Source organism: Pseudovibrio sp. JE062 (assembly GCF_000156235.1).
In the GTDB taxonomy this organism is placed as follows: Bacteria; Pseudomonadota; Alphaproteobacteria; order Rhizobiales; family Stappiaceae; genus Pseudovibrio.
Genome location: NZ_DS996806.1, coordinates 450,232 through 466,747, shown reverse-complemented (window position 1 = coordinate 466,747; position 16,516 = coordinate 450,232). Strand labels below are relative to the sequence as shown.

The window sequence follows — 16,516 nt, the reverse complement described above, 5'->3', positions numbered from 1 at the left end:
TAGTTTTTTCAGTTAGCAGACAGTACATGTTCAAGACCATTGTTTTCGATCTGGATGGCACCATTTGCCATCACAAGGCCTCCTATCCCAAGATGTTCTTTGAGATCTTTGGCGAGCAGTTCAATAAGCATAGCGACACCTGGCTCCGCCATATGCTGCACAACGGAGAGCATACCGGCCTTGAAGCTGTTCAATCCTGCTTTCCGGAACTATCACCTGAGGAACAAAAGAACGCGTTAGATACGTTCACACAGCGTTGGTCGGAAGCTCAGGTACCATTCACAGGCATCTTCGAAGCAATGGCGCTCTTCAAAGCCAACTTTGGCTGTCAGATCGGCGTGATGACAAATGGCCCCTCTCAGTTTCAATGGGCCGTCATGAACAAGCTCGGCCTCTCAGAGCATGTAGACTTTGCCTATGCCAGTGGAGATCCCTTCCCCGCAGAGTGCAAGCCAAGTGTCCCCCTCCTCCGTAAGCTCCAAACCCAGCACAACTTTGAAGCCGATACTGCACTCTTCATCGGAGACAATCTGGAGAAAGACATCAAACCTGCTCGGGGAGCTGGATGGAGTGCATTGCACGTCGCCCCGCATGACGACAAGGCAGATCCTCTGCCTCTCTCTGACTTCACCGCAGCAGCAAAACAGGACAGTCTTTTAAAGGTTAACTGGAGCAGCCTGACGGCTTAACCATCCTGAACGCCAAATGAACATTGCTCTCAGAGCTCTCTCACATTCCCCTTGCTAGAAACGTCTCATCAACAGTTCATCGGGGGATGAGAGATGCAAGTTTATCTGAGAGTTTTGCTCCTTGGCATAATCACAGGAACCACCATGGGAGCCGTCGCGGCAAGCATCACGCCAACCACAAAGGAAGGTCTGGCTCGCTACGAGTGCAACCATATGACAGTATTTCAGAAACCGTCCTTACTGAACGGCCCTGACGCCTGTAAGTACTATGGTGGAATGAAGTGAGAGCTCAGCTGCACTCATACTGATGAGTCAGTACGGTGACTGTACCCTCTCTGAGATTGAAGCGATCAGTTTGCTTGCTACAACTATCGCATAGGGGGATGATTTGAGGACGGCTGCCGCTAAGCCATCTGACATCTGCGCCTAGGGTGGGTTTCTTATGGCAATCTGCATTACTGCATTTTGACGGCCAGTCACGCTTGGAGTGTTTGATCCAATGCAGTTTCCAGGAACCGCACTGACAGGATTCAGAAGCAGGATTTCTCCGCTTTCGCCATCCAATGCCATTCAGGCCTTCAATCACCATATTCATAGTTGCCTCCAATGCCTTTGGTGAAAAATCACATCGAGAAACTAAAAAATATCGCCCCTCAAACCGGGACCTGACCGCTGAAATGTATGTCCTTATTCGACTTTAGTTACAGGTTCTGGATACATTCTTTATCGAATAGGTAAAATCGCGTATCTTTTGCAATTATTTCATGTCATTTACGAATTTTTATTACCTAACAAGAGTTTAAAATTCTGTCTGGATTCTCTGGCAACCAGTCCAGTCAAACCCCTGCAACACCACGAAACTGCTCAATCTGCTGTGCCATCTCTTCAGGTGTTTCTCTGTAAGAACCTGGAAGAATACCATCGATGCCCAGACCGCGAACGGCTTGCGCATAAGGGAACTTGCGTTTGCCTTTCAGATCCAGCACCACGCGTTTGCCCAACTTGACGCCCATGAAGGTCAACGGTTTCACACCAGCCGCTTCCACCTCTTCCCAAGTCAATCGGCGCTTAACCAGTGCGCGGTGATACACGATCCCTTCGCGGTTGATCTCAACGTAGTTCAGAGAAGGCAGATAGAACATGCAGGCAGTGCCGAGTGCGATGGTGATACCGATCGAAAAGAATGTAGCAACCCCAATGCCAAACACTTCCTCTAACAACGGAGAAAGCGCAGCAAACCCGTGCAGCTGTGAGAACACGACAAACATCACAGCAACAAACAGGTTTTGCAGAACCAAGGCAGTGTTACGAGCCCGAAAACGAAGTGGTGCCATCTTTCAATCCTGTGCAGCTCTTCAATCTATGCCCCAAGAGCAAAAAAGCCGCTGCATCAAATGATACAGCGGCCTTAAGTATCTACAGCGTATTCCCGAAAAGTGGTTCCGGTTTTCGGATAAGAATACGCTTACAAACTAACTCAAAAGGTCGCCCAAGCGACTAAAACTCGTTGCCAAACAGCTTCTCAGTCATCGCCTCAGCTGCTGCACAAGGTTCCTGATCGCTCTCGCCCTTCTCGCCGGTGTTCGGACGCAGGCCAACAAAATCAAACGCTTTCGCATCGTGCAAGTGAGATGGCCGCACATGTGCCAGAGCGCGTGCCATGATGCCGAGGCGACCCGGAGTTTCCTTCTCCCACTGTTGCAACATGTTCTTCACTTGAACGCGCTGCAGGCCATCCTGAGAACCACACAGGTTACAAGGAATGATCGGGAACTCCATCGCCTTGGAGAACTTCTCAATGTCTGCCTCTGATGAGTTCATCAGCGGGCGCAGAACCATGAGATCACCCTCATCGTTCACCAGCTTTGGCGGCATGGAGGCCATACGGCCACCGTGGAACATGTTCATCATGAAGGTTTCCAGCGCATCATCGCGGTGGTGACCCAGAACAATCGCCTCACAGCCCAGCTCGCGCGCAGTGCGATAAAGAATGCCGCGGCGCAAACGGGAGCACAAAGAGCAATAGGTAGACGTCTCAGGGAGCTTGTCGGTGACGATGCCATAGGTGTTCTCGCGCACGATCAAATTTGGGATCTCATAGCGCTCAAAGAACTCAGGCAGAATGTGTTGAGGGAAACCCGGCTGAGACTGATCTAGGTTGCAGGCGATCAGGTCAACAGGAAGAAGACCGCGCCACTTCAGATCCATCAGAACCGCAAGCAGAGTGTAACTGTCTTTACCGCCAGACAGGCAGATGAGCCATTTGGTCTTTTCCGGGCTCGCACCATCCGGCACCATTTTGTAATCAGAGATCGCCTGACGAGTCTCACGCAGCAAGCGCTTACGCAGCTTTTTAAACTCAACCGAACTTGGCACCTCACGGAATAGCGGATGGCAATCCGGATCGAAAACTTTGCTTTCAACAGCTGTATCGGTTGCGTGTTCTGCGCTTAACTGACTCATGGCTTTATCTTATCTTTACTCGTTATTCATCCGGCGATGATGAATGCAATTTGTTGCGGCAGGAATAGCACCGCAAAATGAAAAGGGCCACCCAAAGGGCAGCCCAAATCAAATCGTTCAGGATCAAACCTATTAGCGGGAATAGAATTCCACAACCAGGTTTGGTTCCATCTGAACTGGGTAAGGCACGTCACCAAATGCTGGGATGCGGGAGTAAGTTGCAACCAGCTTGTTGGTGTCAACGTCAATGTAGTCAGGAGTGTCACGCTCAGCGGACTGTACTGCTTCCAGTACGATTGCCAGCTGCTTGGACTTCTCACGAACTTCGATAACGTCGCCAGGCTTACACATGTAAGAACCGATGTTTACACGACGACCGTTTACGTTCACGTGACCGTGGTTGATGAACTGACGAGCAGCAAACACAGTTGGAACGAACTTTGCGCGGTAAACAATAGCGTCAAGACGGCACTCGAGCAGACCGATCAGGTTTTCAGAAGTATCGCCGCGCTGACGGGAAGCTTCATCATAAACTTTGCGGAACTGTTTCTCGGAGATGTTGCCGTAGTAACCTTTCAGCTTCTGCTTTGCGCGCAGCTGCACGCCGAAGTCAGAAAGCTTGCCTTTGCGGCGCTGACCGTGCTGACCAGGACCGTATTCACGGCGGTTAGCTGGAGACTTTGGGCGACCCCAAATGTTCTCACCCATACGGCGGTCAATTTTATACTTGGCGCTCTGGCGCTTAGACATCGCAGTTTCCTTTGCGTTGATCTATAATTTTAAAGGAAACGCGCCCTCCTTTTTCGCTGCAAACACAAAAGCTTACAAGCGACTGACAGCAGTTACGGCAAATAGCGCATGCCGAACCACACGGGTGCGTAAAATCAAAGCGGCTCCACAGGAACCGCTCTGAACAGCGCATTCCTATTGAAAATGCGCCCAAGAGTCAACGAAATATGACAGCAAACCGCCCAGAAACACAGACCTGATCAGTACCGCTTCTGCGCTTCCTCACCACGCTCCTTGCTCCAGATCGTGGCATCCACGCCCTCAGACAGCTCAGGATGCTCAGCAACATCGAACAAAGGCTCCTTCCCTTCCTTCAGCTGCTTGATGTAATCCTTTGTGATCAAAGAGACTTTTGGCGCCAAAAGCACAATCGCAATCAGGTTTATCGTCGCCATCACCGCCATGGCTGCATCTGCAGCATTGAACACCGTATCAACGGTCTGCAGAGATCCCCAGAACACCATGGCCAGAGAAAGGATACGCAACACCGTCAGGCCGCCTTTCCAGCCATGCTCCAGATAGATCATAGCGTTCTCTGCATAGGAGTAGTTCGCCACGATGGACGTAAATGCGAAGAACAGAATCGCCACCGCGATAAAGTAGACACCAAAATCACCCACATGCGCTTCAGCGGCTGATTGAGTAAGTGAAATGCCAGTCACACCGGTCGTAGGATCATAAATGCCAGAGAGCAGGATAATCAGCGCAGTCGCCGTACAGATCACGATCGTATCGATAAACACGCCCAGCGCCTGCACAAAACCCTGAGAAGCCGGATGATGCGGATCAGGAACAGCAGAAGCAGCCACGTTTGGTGCAGAGCCCATGCCCGCTTCATTGGAATAAAGCCCGCGGCGTACACCATTGAGCAGCGCTGCCATCACACCGCCAGTCACACCACCAACGGCCTCTTCCAACCCAAATGCATGCGCCACGATGCTCCACAGAACACCGGGAACCTGCTCGAAGTTAACCGCCAGAATACCAAACGCAATCACCACATAAGCAATCGCCATAAACGGAACCACGACCTCGGCAAAGTGCGCGATCTTACGCAAGCCACCAAAGATGACGAGCCCGGCGGCCACCACAAGCACGACACCAGTCACGACCTCCGGCATATCAAAGGCACTGTACATGGCATCTGCGATGGAGTTGGACTGCACGGCGGAGAACACAACACCAAACGCAAAAATCAAAGCAATCGCAAAGATATGACCGAGGAGCGGACTCTTCAGCCCTGCCGCCATATAGAACGCAGGACCACCACGAAACTGCCCTTCATCATCCTCAACCTTATAAAGCTGAGCCAGTGCGCTCTCCGCATATGCCGTCGCCATACCAACCAGCGCAACCATCCACATCCAGAAGATAGCGCCCGGCCCGCCCAGCGTCAGCGCAACAGCAACCCCTGCGATGTTGCCTGTACCAACACGCGAAGCCAGACTGGTACACAAAGCCTGAAAAGGGCTGATCCCGTTGCGGTCTTCATGACGGGATTTGAGAAGAACACTGAAACATTGCCCAAAGTACCGGAACTGGATGAACCCCAGCCGAATGGTGAAAAACACACCAACCGCCAGCAATCCATAAAGCAGAACATAGTTCCAGAGGATCGCGTTGGTGTAATCGACGACAATGTTGATGATATCCAAGGCTTCGACTCCAGCAGATACGCAGGTGTCGACTGGCTATCAAAACAAATTCAAGATCCGCCTAGAACAACCACTTAAATAAGAGAGGATTTGCGCCAAGCCCCGCAACAATCCAGCAACCTATAAAAGCCTCAGAGCAATGAAAGCTCTATGGGCAATCCACGCCAAACCATGGATAAGCAATCCCAGAACCACATAGGGAAACCAGCCAGCCGTCATGACATCAGTGATAATGTCTGGCTGAAGCAATGTTCCTCGATTGCCGAGTTCAACAGGCCGTGCCTCAGAAAGATCAAGCGTCCGGATCTGACCGCCTTCTGAGAAGAGAACAACTTCACTCGCATTGAGAATTTTGTACATGGCGTATCCCATGGACCCGACGAACGCCATCACCTTTGGGACAGCCAATCGCGTCTTGCGCTCAACATCCATAACCAGCCCGCCAAGCACCGGTGTGACAAGCACAATCAGGAAACTGAAACCAAGAAATGTCGTTTGTCCAACAGCAAGCGCCTGCTGCTTTGGTGTTTGAGCTTGGGCAGCTAAATCTCCAAGGAACGGGAGGACACTCTGCATAAGCTCAATCACCACCTGTGGAGGCAAAAACGTGCCGTCCGCATAGGCTCCCGAGTAAGCCAGATAACAGTTGGATACGATCAGAAGACCGGTAAGAACCTCGAATATTCGGAGCTGTATGAGATTGTGCTGGGCAATGTACGGATCAAGGAGAAAATACTTCTGCCCTTTGTAAGAGCGAATAAGAGAATTCAACATGGCAAATCACTTAATAATAGAAATGCCATCAGCATAAGTCGGCACCGCACCTCATCCAACAGATGAGAAAGGCAACTCTCATACGTGATTAATGCGAGCTTAACCGGTCACAAAGAACAGGTCTTCACACCCCACTGCAACATGATCGCGTTCGAGCACATCCGTCAGGCGGCGGGCAATGGCTGGGGCTGGGTCGATCCAGGTCACAGGCCATGGAGCCACCTGTTCCATCTCTTCCTGCAGAAACGGATAATGCGTGCAGCCAAGCACAACGCAGTCCGTACGCTCTCCGCTTTTCTCGACAAAGCATGGCGCGATTTCGTGGCGGAGACGATCAAGATCGACGGCGCGACTAGCCAGCTTATCTTCCGCCAACGCGGCAAGGCCAGTGGCACCAACCAGAGCGATATGGTGCTCCGGGGCAAAGTCAATGATGAGATCCTGCGTGTAATCGCGCTTCACGGTCCCCGGCGTCGCCAACACCGCAAACACACCAGATTTCGTCTTCTGCGCAGCTGGTTTGATCGCAGGCACCGTGCCCACCACAGGCACGTCAAGGAACTCCCGCAAGCGCTGGAGCACCAGCGTAGAAGCCGTGTTGCACGCCACCACAACAGCACTCGGCTGCCATACATCACTCACGGAGTTCACCAGAGAAGCAATATGATCCCGAAGAGCATCCGCCTCCCAGTCTCCATAGGGGAATGCCGCCCGGTCCGCTAGATAAAGCAGCCCCGCATCAGGCAACGCCCGCTTGATCTCACGTTGAACAGAAAGCCCTCCGACACCACTATCCAGCACCAGCACACGGCCAGACACATCTGGCTCCATATGCAGGGGCTGAAACGGAACAACCGGAGAGCCGTTCAACATCAGTCTTGATCCTTCACACCATACTTTTCGAAGCAGGAAATCACGCCACGCATAATGCGCACTTCATTATCGGTGAGATCTGCTTTCTGAAAGATGTTGCGCAACCTACGAATTGTGACTGGCTTTTTTTCGACAGGACGGAAGAAACCACGCGCGTCCAGGCCTGACTCCAGATGATCAAACATCCGCTGAATGGATTCTTGAGTTGCAGGCTCTCCCTCATAATCATCCAATGAGAAAGGCAATGCACCCGCTGTCGCGACACGGCGCCATTCATAGGCACATACCAAAACAGCCTGAGCGATATTCAGAGAAGCATAGGTCGGATCAACCGGCAACGTCACGATCTTGTTCGCAAGCGCCACTTCGTCATTGTTCAGGCCCCAGCGTTCACGGCCAAACAGGTAACCGGATGGAATGCCACGCAGACCCTGAGCCACACTCTCGTTGGCAGCTTCATCAGGCCCAACAACCGGCTTTGGAATATCGCGGCTGCGCGCCGTCGTCGCAAAAACCAGTTTCAGATCAGCAACAGCTTCTTCCACACTGTCAAAAACCCGAGCAGCATCAATCACATGATGAGCCCGGCTGGAAGCAGAGCGCGCTTTTTCACTCGGCCAACCATCACGCGGGTTGATCAGGCGCAGATCGTGCAGGCCAAAGTTGGCCATCGCACGGGCAACCATGCCGATGTTTTCGCCAAGTTGAGGCTCACAAAGAACCACAACAGGAGGAATGGCGGTGTTTGTTTCAGGAGTGCTTTCAGACATGCCGATCCTCTAGCCGATCAGACTGAAAATTACCAGAGCAGTTTGCGCCAGAATGGCCCTGAAGAAACACAAAATCCCATCAGGATTAGCCTGAGGTTTTCCAGCGGCGATAACTCACCACCAGCACCTCAGTCCTGCGAAATCGTGTGAGAGCTCTGACTAGTCACCTAAAGAGGGTAAAATTCGGCGAATTCAATCAAGAGTAAAGCTGTGTTTTGCTGTTACCTAGAGAGTTAGCCGTTTCAATGCAGCCTCTGAATGGCCCGACCCTCTACGAAGGAGACCCCGACGACTATGCCTGGACAAGAACCCAACACAGGTGGCACCCCGCCTCCAAATGTCCCGGATCTCACGCAGTTAGTGCGTGACAACTGGTGGAAATTCCTGGTGCTCGGCGTATTGATGGTGATTGGTGGTACGATTGTGTTGGTCATACCATACGCGTCCTCCATCGCAGTAGCACTGGTTATCGGACTGGTTTTAATCGTCGTCGGGGTTCTTCAACTCTGGCATGCCATGCAGGTGAAAGAATGGGGAGGCTTCCTCTGGCAATCCCTCATCGGCATCATCGCACTGGTTGGCGGTATCGCAATCTACTACAACCCCGTAGCGGGAACAGAAGCACTCACACTGGTGCTCTCGGTTGTCTTCATCGCACAGGGCATCGCACAAGCCATGTTCTCCTTCCGCCTACGCCCCCACAGCAGTTGGGGCTGGATCCTCGCGTCCGGTATCATAGCAATTGGCGCAGGCCTGATGATCCTGCTCGACTTCCCCGGCTCAACAGCATGGGCACTCGGCCTCGTGGCCGGCATCTCGATCATGTTCAACGGCTGGAGTTATGTTGCCATCGCTCTTGCAGCTCACAAAAAGCAGTAGGGCGAACACTTCAAGCGATCATCGACAGCTTAAGTTCAAAAACAAAAGTGCCGCACAATCATCCATGAGCGCGGCACTTTTGTATGTAGATCAGTAGGCTTGCATCTGCCATTCGCGGATCGCATCCAACGGATAGACCAGCATGATCACATTGAGGGTCAGGTTATCCCGGATGATCGAGCCAACAATCAGCTCCATCGCAAGGATCAGTACAACTGTCAGCCACACCGGCAAACGAGCCGCAAGCCAGAAGCCGAAGATCATCCAGATAATATCGAAGACGGAGTTGAGAACGCTGTCGCCGAAGTAATCCAGCGCAATCGTCGCTTCCCGGTAGCGATTGATGATGAAGCTGGAGTTCTCAACGATCTCCCAGGCCGCTTCTACAATAATAGACAGCACCAGACGGAAGCCCATCGGCCAACCGGCACCGCCCATAAACAACCGTCCCATCCACCAGAACAGCGCATAAAACAGCATGCCATGAATGATGTGCGAAGGCGTGTACCAATCAGCAATATGCTGGCTGTTGTCCGAACTGTTGACGTCCCACGTCCAAAGCTTGATCTCCCCGCACTTACAGATCGGCTCGCGCCCCATGGCAAGAAGAATGACGGCTGTAAGGACGAGCAGGAGAACGGTGATCAAAGCATAATGCTTGTTATTCAATCGACTGAGCATCAATCAGACTTTCAATATCTACGTAAACGATGAGCATAGCTGTGAAGGATGAACAGGACCTTCAAAACAGAATGCGTATATAAGTAATACCTAAACCAGCTTGATAAAACAGCAAGAACCATGAGCCGTTTTAAGCTGATTAAGCGCGCTTAATCGACCAATGTGGCAAAAAGAAAAAGGCTCAGAAGATCTCTGAGCCTTTCCCAAAACTTCTACCCTCTCCATATCGCACAGCCCACATCAGATGGCTATTGAGCCACTAAGGCAGCGCTTGAACAGGGGATTAAAGCAACTCGTAGTTTCCGCAGAATGGCAACCTGCTTTAATCCTCAGCCTGGCTTCCCAAAAATGACAGAGGCATTCACGCCCCCAAATCCAAAGCCATTGGACATGACGTATTTGAGGTCCTTTTCCTTGGATTCATTGGCCACCAACTCAAACTGAGACGCCGCCTCATCCGGCTCTTCTAGATTTAGTGTTGGTGGAAGCACCCCTTCCCTCAAAGCCATGATGGAGGCAATCGCCTCAATCGCACCAGCTGCACCCAGAAGGTGGCCGGTGGCAGATTTGGTAGAAGAAATAGCCAGATCTTTTCCGCGATCTCCAAACACAGCCTGAATGCCAGCAATCTCTGCCGCATCTCCAACCGGTGTCGAGGTGCTGTGCGCATTGATGTAGTCAATGTCATCGGGATTGATCCCGGCCTGCTTCAGCGCCTTACGCATAGCAGCCTGACCACCCGCGCCATCCGGCGGAGAAGCCGTCACATGATGCGCATCGGCCGAGGTGCCATATCCAAGGATTTCAGCAAGTGGCGTAGCACCACGCTCAAGCGCATGGTCCAACCGCTCAATCACCAGCATCGCAGCTCCTTCACCCATCACGAACCCATCGCGATTCCTGTCAAATGGACGGGAGGCTTTGTGCGGTTCTTCATTAAAGCCACTGGAAAGTGCACGCGCAGCAGAAAAGCCAGCAAACGACACCGCATCGATGCAAGCTTCAGCTCCACCGGCGAGTGCCACATCGGCTTCACCACTCTTGATCATGCGAACCGCATCACCAATCGCCTGCACACTGGCCGCACAAGCCGTCACAGGTGTTCCCAGCGGGCCTTTAAACCCGTTGGCAATTGATACCTGCCCAGCTGCAAGGTTTGCCAGAAAGCTTGGCACAATAAACGGAGAGAGCCGCCGCGGGCCTTTGGTCTCCACGGTGCGTGTGGCTCCGGTCATGGCAGGGAACCCGCCAACACCAGAGGCAATAATAGTGGCCGTGGCTTCCTTGTCTTCATCCGTTTCCGGATACCAGCCAGCCTGGTCAACAGCTTCCTTGGCTGCAACCAGAGCATAATGGATGAACAGATCCATCTTCTTCTGGTCTTTGAAAGGAATGGCCACACTGGCATCGAAGCCAAATTCATCTTCATCAATGGAGGGAACCTGCCCTGCCACCTGGCAAGCCTGCTCACTTCCATCAAATCTGGTAAGAGCGCGAATACCGCTTCTGGAAGCTACCAGACGCTCCCAAAACGGGTTGATCCCAACACCCAGGGGTGAAACCACCCCCATACCGGTTACAACAATCCGCATCTTCCCTAACTCCTAAGCTAAAGAACGCAGCAACCGACTCCTGCGCGCTCTACAAAATGCTCGCGTCCCAATTATGGCGCCATCTAATGGTCAGAGTAATTGGATATGTTTTGAGAGTTAAGAGCAAACTACGCAAACACAACTCTTAGTGGATAACATCTTGGGATATCGGAACAATCAGTTCCCAGCCTCTCACGAGAATCTCCGACAATCACTCCCCGAAAAGAAAGAGGGACTGCGGAATTATAGACAGCAATTCAAACCATCGTTGAGCGCAAATACAGTTGAAATAGCAAATTGTTAGCGGCAACCACTTCAGTGCGGCATACGAATTTGGTATTACTGGCACTCCAACCGCAGATTTCCACTGGCATTAAATTGCGCACATGTGTATACACATGGCAACTTGAGCCTTAACCGGCTCCATTGTCACGTACCTAATAAACACGAGGTCTACTAATATGGCGAAGATCAAGGTAGAAAATCCAGTCGTCGAGCTCGACGGCGATGAGATGACCCGCATCATTTGGCAGTTCATCAAGGACAAGCTGATCCATCCTTATCTGGACATCGACCTGAAGTACTACGATCTCGGTATCGAGTCTCGTGATGCAACTGATGACCAGATCACCGTTGACGCTGCTGAAGCGATCAAGAAATACGGCGTTGGCGTTAAGTGTGCCACCATCACTCCGGACGAAGCACGCGTTGAAGAATTCGACCTGAAGCGCATGTACCGCTCTCCAAACGGCACCATCCGTAACATCCTGGGCGGCGTTATCTTCCGTGAACCAATCATCATGTCCAACGTTCCACGTCTGGTTCCAGGTTGGACTCAGCCAATCATCGTTGGCCGTCACGCATTTGGTGACCAGTACCGCGCGACTGACTTCAAATTCCCTGGCAAAGGCAAACTGACTGTTAAGTTCGTTGGCGAAGATGGCACCGAGATCGAACACGAAGTATTCGACGCACCATCCTCCGGCGTTGCAATGGCAATGTACAACCTGGATGATTCCATCCGTGACTTTGCTCGCGCATCCATGAACTACGCTCTGGGCCGTAAGGTTCCTTGCTACCTCTCCACTAAGAACACCATCATGAAAGCATACGATGGTCGCTTCAAAGACATCTTCCAGGAAGTCTACGAAGCTGAGTTCAAAGAGAAGTTTGAAGCAGAAAAAATCTGGTACGAGCACCGTCTCATCGACGACATGGTTGCAGCTGCAATGAAGTGGTCCGGCGGCTACGTTTGGGCATGTAAGAACTACGACGGCGACGTGCAGTCTGACACCGTTGCACAGGGCTTCGGTTCCCTCGGCCTGATGACTTCCGTTCTGATGTCGCCAGACGGACGCACCGTTGAAGCTGAAGCTGCACACGGCACCGTAACCCGTCACTACCGTCAGCACCAGAAGGGTGAAGAGACCTCCACAAACTCCATCGCATCTATCTTTGCATGGACCCGTGGTCTGGCTCACCGTGCGAAACTGGACGACAACGCTGAGCTGAAGAAGTTTGCTGAAACTCTTGAGCAGGTATGTATCGACACAGTTGAAAGCGGTCACATGACCAAAGATCTGGCCCTGCTCGTAGGTCCAGACCAGAAGTGGCTCACCACAACTGGCTTCCTCGACAAAGTCGACGAAAACCTTCAGAAAGCAATGGCAGCTGCATAAGCTCAGCCTCTGCTGGATTTTCGAAAAGGGTGCCTCCGGGCACCCTTTTTGCGTTTAAGGCCCCTTCAAACTGCATAGAGCTCCCCCAAATCTGAGAGACCCCGTCGCAAGACAACATTCTCCTTTCCCAGCTTACCCTCACTGAAAAGGAGATAGTCATGCAGAATGCACTCTCACTACTGACCGCAAGCATCCTCTTATGCTCAGCTGCCTACGCGCAGGAGCAGCCCATCACAGCCAAGAAAGTTGGCGCCTACTTCCAGCTGGAGCTGCACCGCCCGGATGGCAAGCACTCCTACTTTGTCATGGACACTGGTTCGACCGGCATCGTCGGCTCAGCTAAATTCTTTACACCCACAAAGGACGAAAAGTCCGGAGGCACATGCGTTCCCTTCGGATACTCCAGTTCGGGCAACAGTTATGCCGGATACATCGTCAAAAGAGATCTTTCCTTCGGCACCATTGGCGAGCCGCCAACCAAACACCTGAAAGACTTCCCGGTTTACGCCGCCGTGCAGCGGTGTCCGGCAGGTAAGACACCCAATTGCTCCAGCACACCGCCCGAAGGCTGCACCCTCAACCCGCAAGTCTACATGATGGGTGTCGGCTTTGATCAGGCCAGCAGCTTTTCTCAGAAAGACGATGACAGCAACGCCACCAACAATCCCTTTCTGAACCTTGTCGACACCGACGGTAAACCGCTCCCGCAGCAAAACTATGCGTTGAGCAGCGTCAAAGCGGGCAGCCCTGCCCTCGATGTCTATCTCGCCTCACCCAAGAACCCGCTGCCCAACCTCGGGCAAACCATCACCGTGCCACTTTCAAAGCCAACTGACGGCACAGAAACGCTCATAACACCAGAGCTGGCCTTTGCATTGCGTAACAAAACCACCGGCAAACCGGTCTTCCCAACAGACGCCCCACAACCAGTCCGCTTCTTGCCGGACACAGGCATCAGCTACGGTATCCTCTCAGTTTCCAACCGCTCAGCCCCGTGCTGCACAGAAGGCACTTCAAAGTCAAAAATCGATACATCAGCCTACGACTTTCAACTCTTCGCCAACCCAGAGAGCAAAACACCCCTCACCAATCTCTCCTACGGAACAGATCAGCCACTCGGCCAATCCGCCAGATGGTCTTTGAACCACCCAGCAGGCAGTGCCCTGTTCTTCAACAGCGGCCAGCTCTTCTTCCAGAACTGCAACTACTTCTACGATCCTGCCAGCTCTGAAATCACCTTCAGCTGCCACGCAGCAGATCAATAAACCAACCAGCACAACGGGCTGCTTTGAGCCTCCAAACAGCTCGCACTTTAAGAGAGGATAATCGACAAAGCCTTGAGAGCGCCCAAACAACGCCTAAGTGCGAACACAATCAAAATTCAACCTGAGGGTACGGTGTTCATTTCAAACCGGTGCTCTTCTCATGTTTAAAAAGATTGCGCTCTTCCTCCTGCTCGCTGCCGCAGGCATCTACCTCTACAACGCGTCCTGGCTGACGTTTGGCTCCACTTCAGGAAAGCCGAAGTTCATCGCCCATCGCGGGGTGCACCAGACCTATCACCGCGAAAACCTGACCAACAAAACCTGCACGGCAGAGCGCATCGACACGCCTTCCCACCCCTATCTGGAAAACACCATCGCCTCAATGCAGGCCGCGTTTGAGGCTGGGGCAGACATCATCGAACTGGACATTCACCCAACAACCGACAACAAGCTGGCCGTGTTCCACGACTGGACCGTCGATTGCAGAACCAACGGCTCAGGCATCACACGGGATCACTCCCTCGCAGAGCTCAAAGCCCTGGACATCGCCTTTGGATACACCGCCGATGGCGGTAAGTCCTACCCGCTCAGAGGTACTGGCATTGGCGTAATGCCCGAGCTGGACGAAGTGTTTCTCGCCTTTCCAGACAAGAAATTCCTGATCAACTTCAAGGAAAAAGAGCTCCGCTCCGCAAAGCTGCTACAGGGAAAACTGGAGAAGCACCCTCAATGGAAACAGCAGGTCTGGGCCGTCTATGGAGCACAAAACCCAACTCAGTACATGGCTGATTCCACCGCAAACACCATGGGCTTCGACAAGGCGAGAACCAAGTCCTGCCTGAAGGAATACATCGCTCTGGGATGGAGCGGTTACGTCCCACAAACCTGCAGAAACACGATTATCGGCGTGCCTTCAAACTACGCGTGGGCCGTCTGGGGCTGGCCAAACAAGTTTCAAAGCAGACTGAAAGCATATGGAAGCGAGATCATTCTGGCCGGGCCTTACAAATCACAGGGCGCAGGTGCTGGGATAGATACGCCAGAGCAACTTCTGGAAGTTCCAGCCATCTTCAACGGTTACATCTGGACGGACAAGATAGAAGCACTTGCCCCTTACATCAGAAAGGAGATTCCAACCGAACCTAGGACGTAAATTCCACATCCACGTGGTGCGCTTTACGCTCATCAATCGCTTCATCAATGATCTTCTTCGCCACGGCGGGTTTGCGATCCATAAAGCGACGCAGATCATCCATCTTGAGCACCATCAGCTGCACCGGCGTTTTGGCAACAGCCCGCGCACGCCGTTTGTGGTGGCCAAACAAAGATGCCTCCCCAAAGTGCTCTCCTTCTCCATGAAGCACCCGGTGATCATCAAAAACCTCTTCCACCTCACCCGAAGCGATCAGGAAAAGACTATTCCCGTCCTCTCCCTTCTCGCAAATGGACTGCCCAGCTGACACGCTATGAGAATGCAGAAGCTCGGTCACAGCCGCGATTTCAATAGCAGAAAGACGCTCAAACAGCGGAATGGTAGCCACCATGCCCCAAGTCACCACAAAATCGCGACTATGGATTTCGCGGGCAAAAGCGGTGCCCACAATGCCCACCGGCAACGCAAACAAGCAGTAGCCCATCAACATCACAACGCTTGCAATCATCTTACCAGCAGCCGTCACTGGAACCACATCACCGTATCCAACTGTTGTCAGGGTTGAGAACGCCCACCACAGCGCGGCCGGTATCGTGCCAAAATGCTCTGGCTGAGCGGCATGCTCCACACTGTAAAGCAGCGTTGCAGCCACCAGTGCCACACCCAAAATCAGCACAAGACTGCCAACGATCGCCCGCTGCTCCGCAACCACCGCCGACACAAGCGAGCGAACAGCAGGTGAGTAACGCGCAATTTTCAAAAAACGGAACAAGCGCAAGATGACCAGCGATTTCCAGCTGATGCTTGCAAAGAACAGAGAAAGCCAGAACGGCACCACCGCAACAAAGTCGACCACGGAGAGCGGCTGCAAAGCATAAACCACCCGTGCTTTCAAAGGCCCATACTTCTTCAGAGGCGGATGCAGATCAGACACCCAAAGGCGCAGCAGATACTCAATCGCGAATATAGATCCGGCGATAAAATCGAGGAGAAAAATCTCCCAGACATACACCCCACCAATGCTCGGCTCCGTCTCCAAAACCGCAAGGCCCACATTCACAACGATGAAGACGATCAGAATGGCATCTATCTGCTGAGCCAGCCGGTTGCCCGCACTGCTGCGCTCCAGCAGGTTGTACACTTTCAACTTGATCGAGTTAGCCACCAAAGCCCCACAAATGCCCGAGCATCAAAACAAAAAAGGAAACGCAAAAATCGAATAACTTCAAAAGTAACTAGCAAAAAATAAAGGGG

The 16,516-nt window shown here is 52.4% G+C and carries 15 protein-coding genes and 1 pseudogene; 5 read left to right on the top strand and 11 right to left on the bottom strand.

Annotation, left to right across the window (positions count from 1 at the left end):
* Nucleotides 1-26 precede the first annotated feature (26 nt).
* Nucleotides 27-689, top strand: coding sequence for an HAD family hydrolase (locus PJE062_RS06465; RefSeq protein ID WP_008547953.1), 663 nt, complete (start codon nucleotides 27-29; stop codon nucleotides 687-689).
* Nucleotides 690-1,525: 836 nt separating this feature from the next.
* Here PJE062_RS06465 and PJE062_RS06455 read toward each other — a convergent pair.
* The 7 genes from PJE062_RS06455 to PJE062_RS06425 all read right to left on the bottom strand — a co-directional run bounded on the left by PJE062_RS06455 (nucleotide 1,526) and on the right by PJE062_RS06425 (nucleotide 8,013).
* Nucleotides 1,526-2,023, bottom strand: a complete 498-nt coding sequence (locus PJE062_RS06455) for a hypothetical protein (RefSeq protein WP_008548019.1) — start codon at nucleotides 2,021-2,023, stop codon at nucleotides 1,526-1,528.
* A 163-nt stretch (nucleotides 2,024-2,186) separates the two neighbouring features.
* Complete coding sequence (gene ttcA, locus PJE062_RS06450) at nucleotides 2,187-3,152, bottom strand: tRNA 2-thiocytidine(32) synthetase TtcA (protein ID WP_008547581.1); 966 nt, start codon at nucleotides 3,150-3,152, stop codon at nucleotides 2,187-2,189.
* Between the two features lie 132 nt (nucleotides 3,153-3,284).
* Nucleotides 3,285-3,902, bottom strand: coding sequence for a 30S ribosomal protein S4 (rpsD, locus tag PJE062_RS06445; protein WP_008547786.1), 618 nt, complete (start codon nucleotides 3,900-3,902; stop codon nucleotides 3,285-3,287).
* A gap of 239 nt (nucleotides 3,903-4,141) precedes the next feature.
* Nucleotides 4,142-5,587, bottom strand: a complete 1,446-nt coding sequence (locus tag PJE062_RS06440) for a sodium:alanine symporter family protein (RefSeq protein WP_208982208.1) — start codon at nucleotides 5,585-5,587, stop codon at nucleotides 4,142-4,144.
* A gap of 129 nt (nucleotides 5,588-5,716) precedes the next feature.
* The gene (locus tag PJE062_RS06435) at nucleotides 5,717-6,370 is read right to left on the bottom strand and encodes a hypothetical protein (RefSeq protein WP_008547874.1); all 654 of its coding nucleotides are present in this window, start codon (nucleotides 6,368-6,370) and stop codon (nucleotides 5,717-5,719) included.
* Nucleotides 6,371-6,469: 99 nt separating this feature from the next.
* A complete protein-coding gene (gene murI / locus PJE062_RS06430) occupies nucleotides 6,470-7,243 on the bottom strand; it encodes a glutamate racemase (RefSeq protein ID WP_008547533.1) in 774 nt (257 codons plus the stop codon).
* Nucleotides 7,243-8,013, bottom strand: coding sequence for an RNA methyltransferase (locus PJE062_RS06425; RefSeq protein WP_008547728.1), 771 nt, complete (start codon nucleotides 8,011-8,013; stop codon nucleotides 7,243-7,245). Before PJE062_RS06425 ends, murI begins: the two co-directional genes overlap by 1 nt.
* Nucleotides 8,014-8,307: 294 nt before the next feature.
* Between PJE062_RS06425 and PJE062_RS06420 the strand changes: the two genes are divergently transcribed.
* Nucleotides 8,308-8,892 carry an HdeD family acid-resistance protein gene (locus PJE062_RS06420; protein ID WP_008548078.1) on the top strand — a complete coding sequence of 195 codons (585 nt, stop codon included), beginning with the start codon at nucleotides 8,308-8,310 and terminating at the stop codon, nucleotides 8,890-8,892.
* Between the two features lie 90 nt (nucleotides 8,893-8,982).
* Here the strand turns inward: PJE062_RS06420 and PJE062_RS06415 are convergent, their stop codons facing one another.
* Together PJE062_RS06415 and fabF are read right to left on the bottom strand one after the other, a co-directional pair.
* Nucleotides 8,983-9,573: a DUF2585 domain-containing protein gene (locus PJE062_RS06415; protein ID WP_008547776.1), complete on the bottom strand. Its 591-nt coding sequence runs from the start codon at nucleotides 9,571-9,573 to the stop codon at nucleotides 8,983-8,985.
* 329 nt (nucleotides 9,574-9,902) lie between these two features.
* Nucleotides 9,903-11,165, bottom strand: a complete 1,263-nt coding sequence (gene fabF / locus PJE062_RS06410) for a beta-ketoacyl-ACP synthase II (RefSeq protein ID WP_008547908.1) — start codon at nucleotides 11,163-11,165, stop codon at nucleotides 9,903-9,905.
* Between the two features lie 461 nt (nucleotides 11,166-11,626).
* Between fabF and PJE062_RS06405 the strand changes: the two genes are divergently transcribed.
* The 3 genes from PJE062_RS06405 to PJE062_RS06395 all read left to right on the top strand — a co-directional run bounded on the left by PJE062_RS06405 (nucleotide 11,627) and on the right by PJE062_RS06395 (nucleotide 15,262).
* The gene (locus PJE062_RS06405) at nucleotides 11,627-12,844 is read left to right on the top strand and encodes an NADP-dependent isocitrate dehydrogenase (protein WP_008547468.1); all 1,218 of its coding nucleotides are present in this window, start codon (nucleotides 11,627-11,629) and stop codon (nucleotides 12,842-12,844) included.
* 158 nt (nucleotides 12,845-13,002) lie between these two features.
* Nucleotides 13,003-14,109, top strand: coding sequence for a hypothetical protein (locus tag PJE062_RS06400; RefSeq protein ID WP_008547459.1), 1,107 nt, complete (start codon nucleotides 13,003-13,005; stop codon nucleotides 14,107-14,109).
* Nucleotides 14,110-14,269: 160 nt separating this feature from the next.
* Nucleotides 14,270-15,262, top strand: a complete 993-nt coding sequence (locus tag PJE062_RS06395) for a glycerophosphodiester phosphodiesterase family protein (protein ID WP_008547636.1) — start codon at nucleotides 14,270-14,272, stop codon at nucleotides 15,260-15,262.
* On the opposite strand, the gene PJE062_RS27060 is transcribed toward PJE062_RS06395, so the two are convergent.
* Nucleotides 15,252-15,653, bottom strand: a complete 402-nt coding sequence (locus tag PJE062_RS27060) for a cyclic nucleotide-binding domain-containing protein (protein WP_371256239.1) — start codon at nucleotides 15,651-15,653, stop codon at nucleotides 15,252-15,254. The two genes, PJE062_RS06395 and PJE062_RS27060, sit on opposite strands and share 11 nt — an antisense overlap.
* A 93-nt stretch (nucleotides 15,654-15,746) precedes the next feature.
* Nucleotides 15,747-16,316: pseudogene (locus tag PJE062_RS27055) on the bottom strand (ion transporter); the annotation flags it as partial.
* Nucleotides 16,317-16,516 lie beyond the last annotated feature (200 nt).

Bases quoted from the DNA above. Each gene is read 5' to 3' on its own strand.
- PJE062_RS06395 (WP_008547636.1), top strand. From the start codon at position 14,270: ATGTTTAAAAAGATTGCGCTCTTCCTCCTGCTCGCTGCCGCAGGCATC.
- PJE062_RS06400 (WP_008547459.1), top strand. From the start codon at position 13,003: ATGCAGAATGCACTCTCACTACTGACCGCAAGCATCCTCTTATGCTCA.
- PJE062_RS06425 (WP_008547728.1), bottom strand. From the start codon at position 8,013: ATGTCTGAAAGCACTCCTGAAACAAACACCGCCATTCCTCCTGTTGTG.
- PJE062_RS06415 (WP_008547776.1), bottom strand. From the start codon at position 9,573: ATGCTCAGTCGATTGAATAACAAGCATTATGCTTTGATCACCGTTCTC.
- rpsD (WP_008547786.1), bottom strand. From the start codon at position 3,902: ATGTCTAAGCGCCAGAGCGCCAAGTATAAAATTGACCGCCGTATGGGT.
- PJE062_RS06455 (WP_008548019.1), bottom strand. From the start codon at position 2,023: ATGGCACCACTTCGTTTTCGGGCTCGTAACACTGCCTTGGTTCTGCAA.
- PJE062_RS27060 (WP_371256239.1), bottom strand. From the start codon at position 15,653: ATGGTGGCTACCATTCCGCTGTTTGAGCGTCTTTCTGCTATTGAAATC.
- ttcA (WP_008547581.1), bottom strand. From the start codon at position 3,152: ATGAGTCAGTTAAGCGCAGAACACGCAACCGATACAGCTGTTGAAAGC.
- PJE062_RS06420 (WP_008548078.1), top strand. From the start codon at position 8,308: ATGCCTGGACAAGAACCCAACACAGGTGGCACCCCGCCTCCAAATGTC.
- PJE062_RS06405 (WP_008547468.1), top strand. From the start codon at position 11,627: ATGGCGAAGATCAAGGTAGAAAATCCAGTCGTCGAGCTCGACGGCGAT.
- PJE062_RS06435 (WP_008547874.1), bottom strand. From the start codon at position 6,370: ATGTTGAATTCTCTTATTCGCTCTTACAAAGGGCAGAAGTATTTTCTC.
- PJE062_RS06465 (WP_008547953.1), top strand. From the start codon at position 27: ATGTTCAAGACCATTGTTTTCGATCTGGATGGCACCATTTGCCATCAC.
- murI (WP_008547533.1), bottom strand. From the start codon at position 7,243: ATGTTGAACGGCTCTCCGGTTGTTCCGTTTCAGCCCCTGCATATGGAG.
- fabF (WP_008547908.1), bottom strand. From the start codon at position 11,165: ATGCGGATTGTTGTAACCGGTATGGGGGTGGTTTCACCCCTGGGTGTT.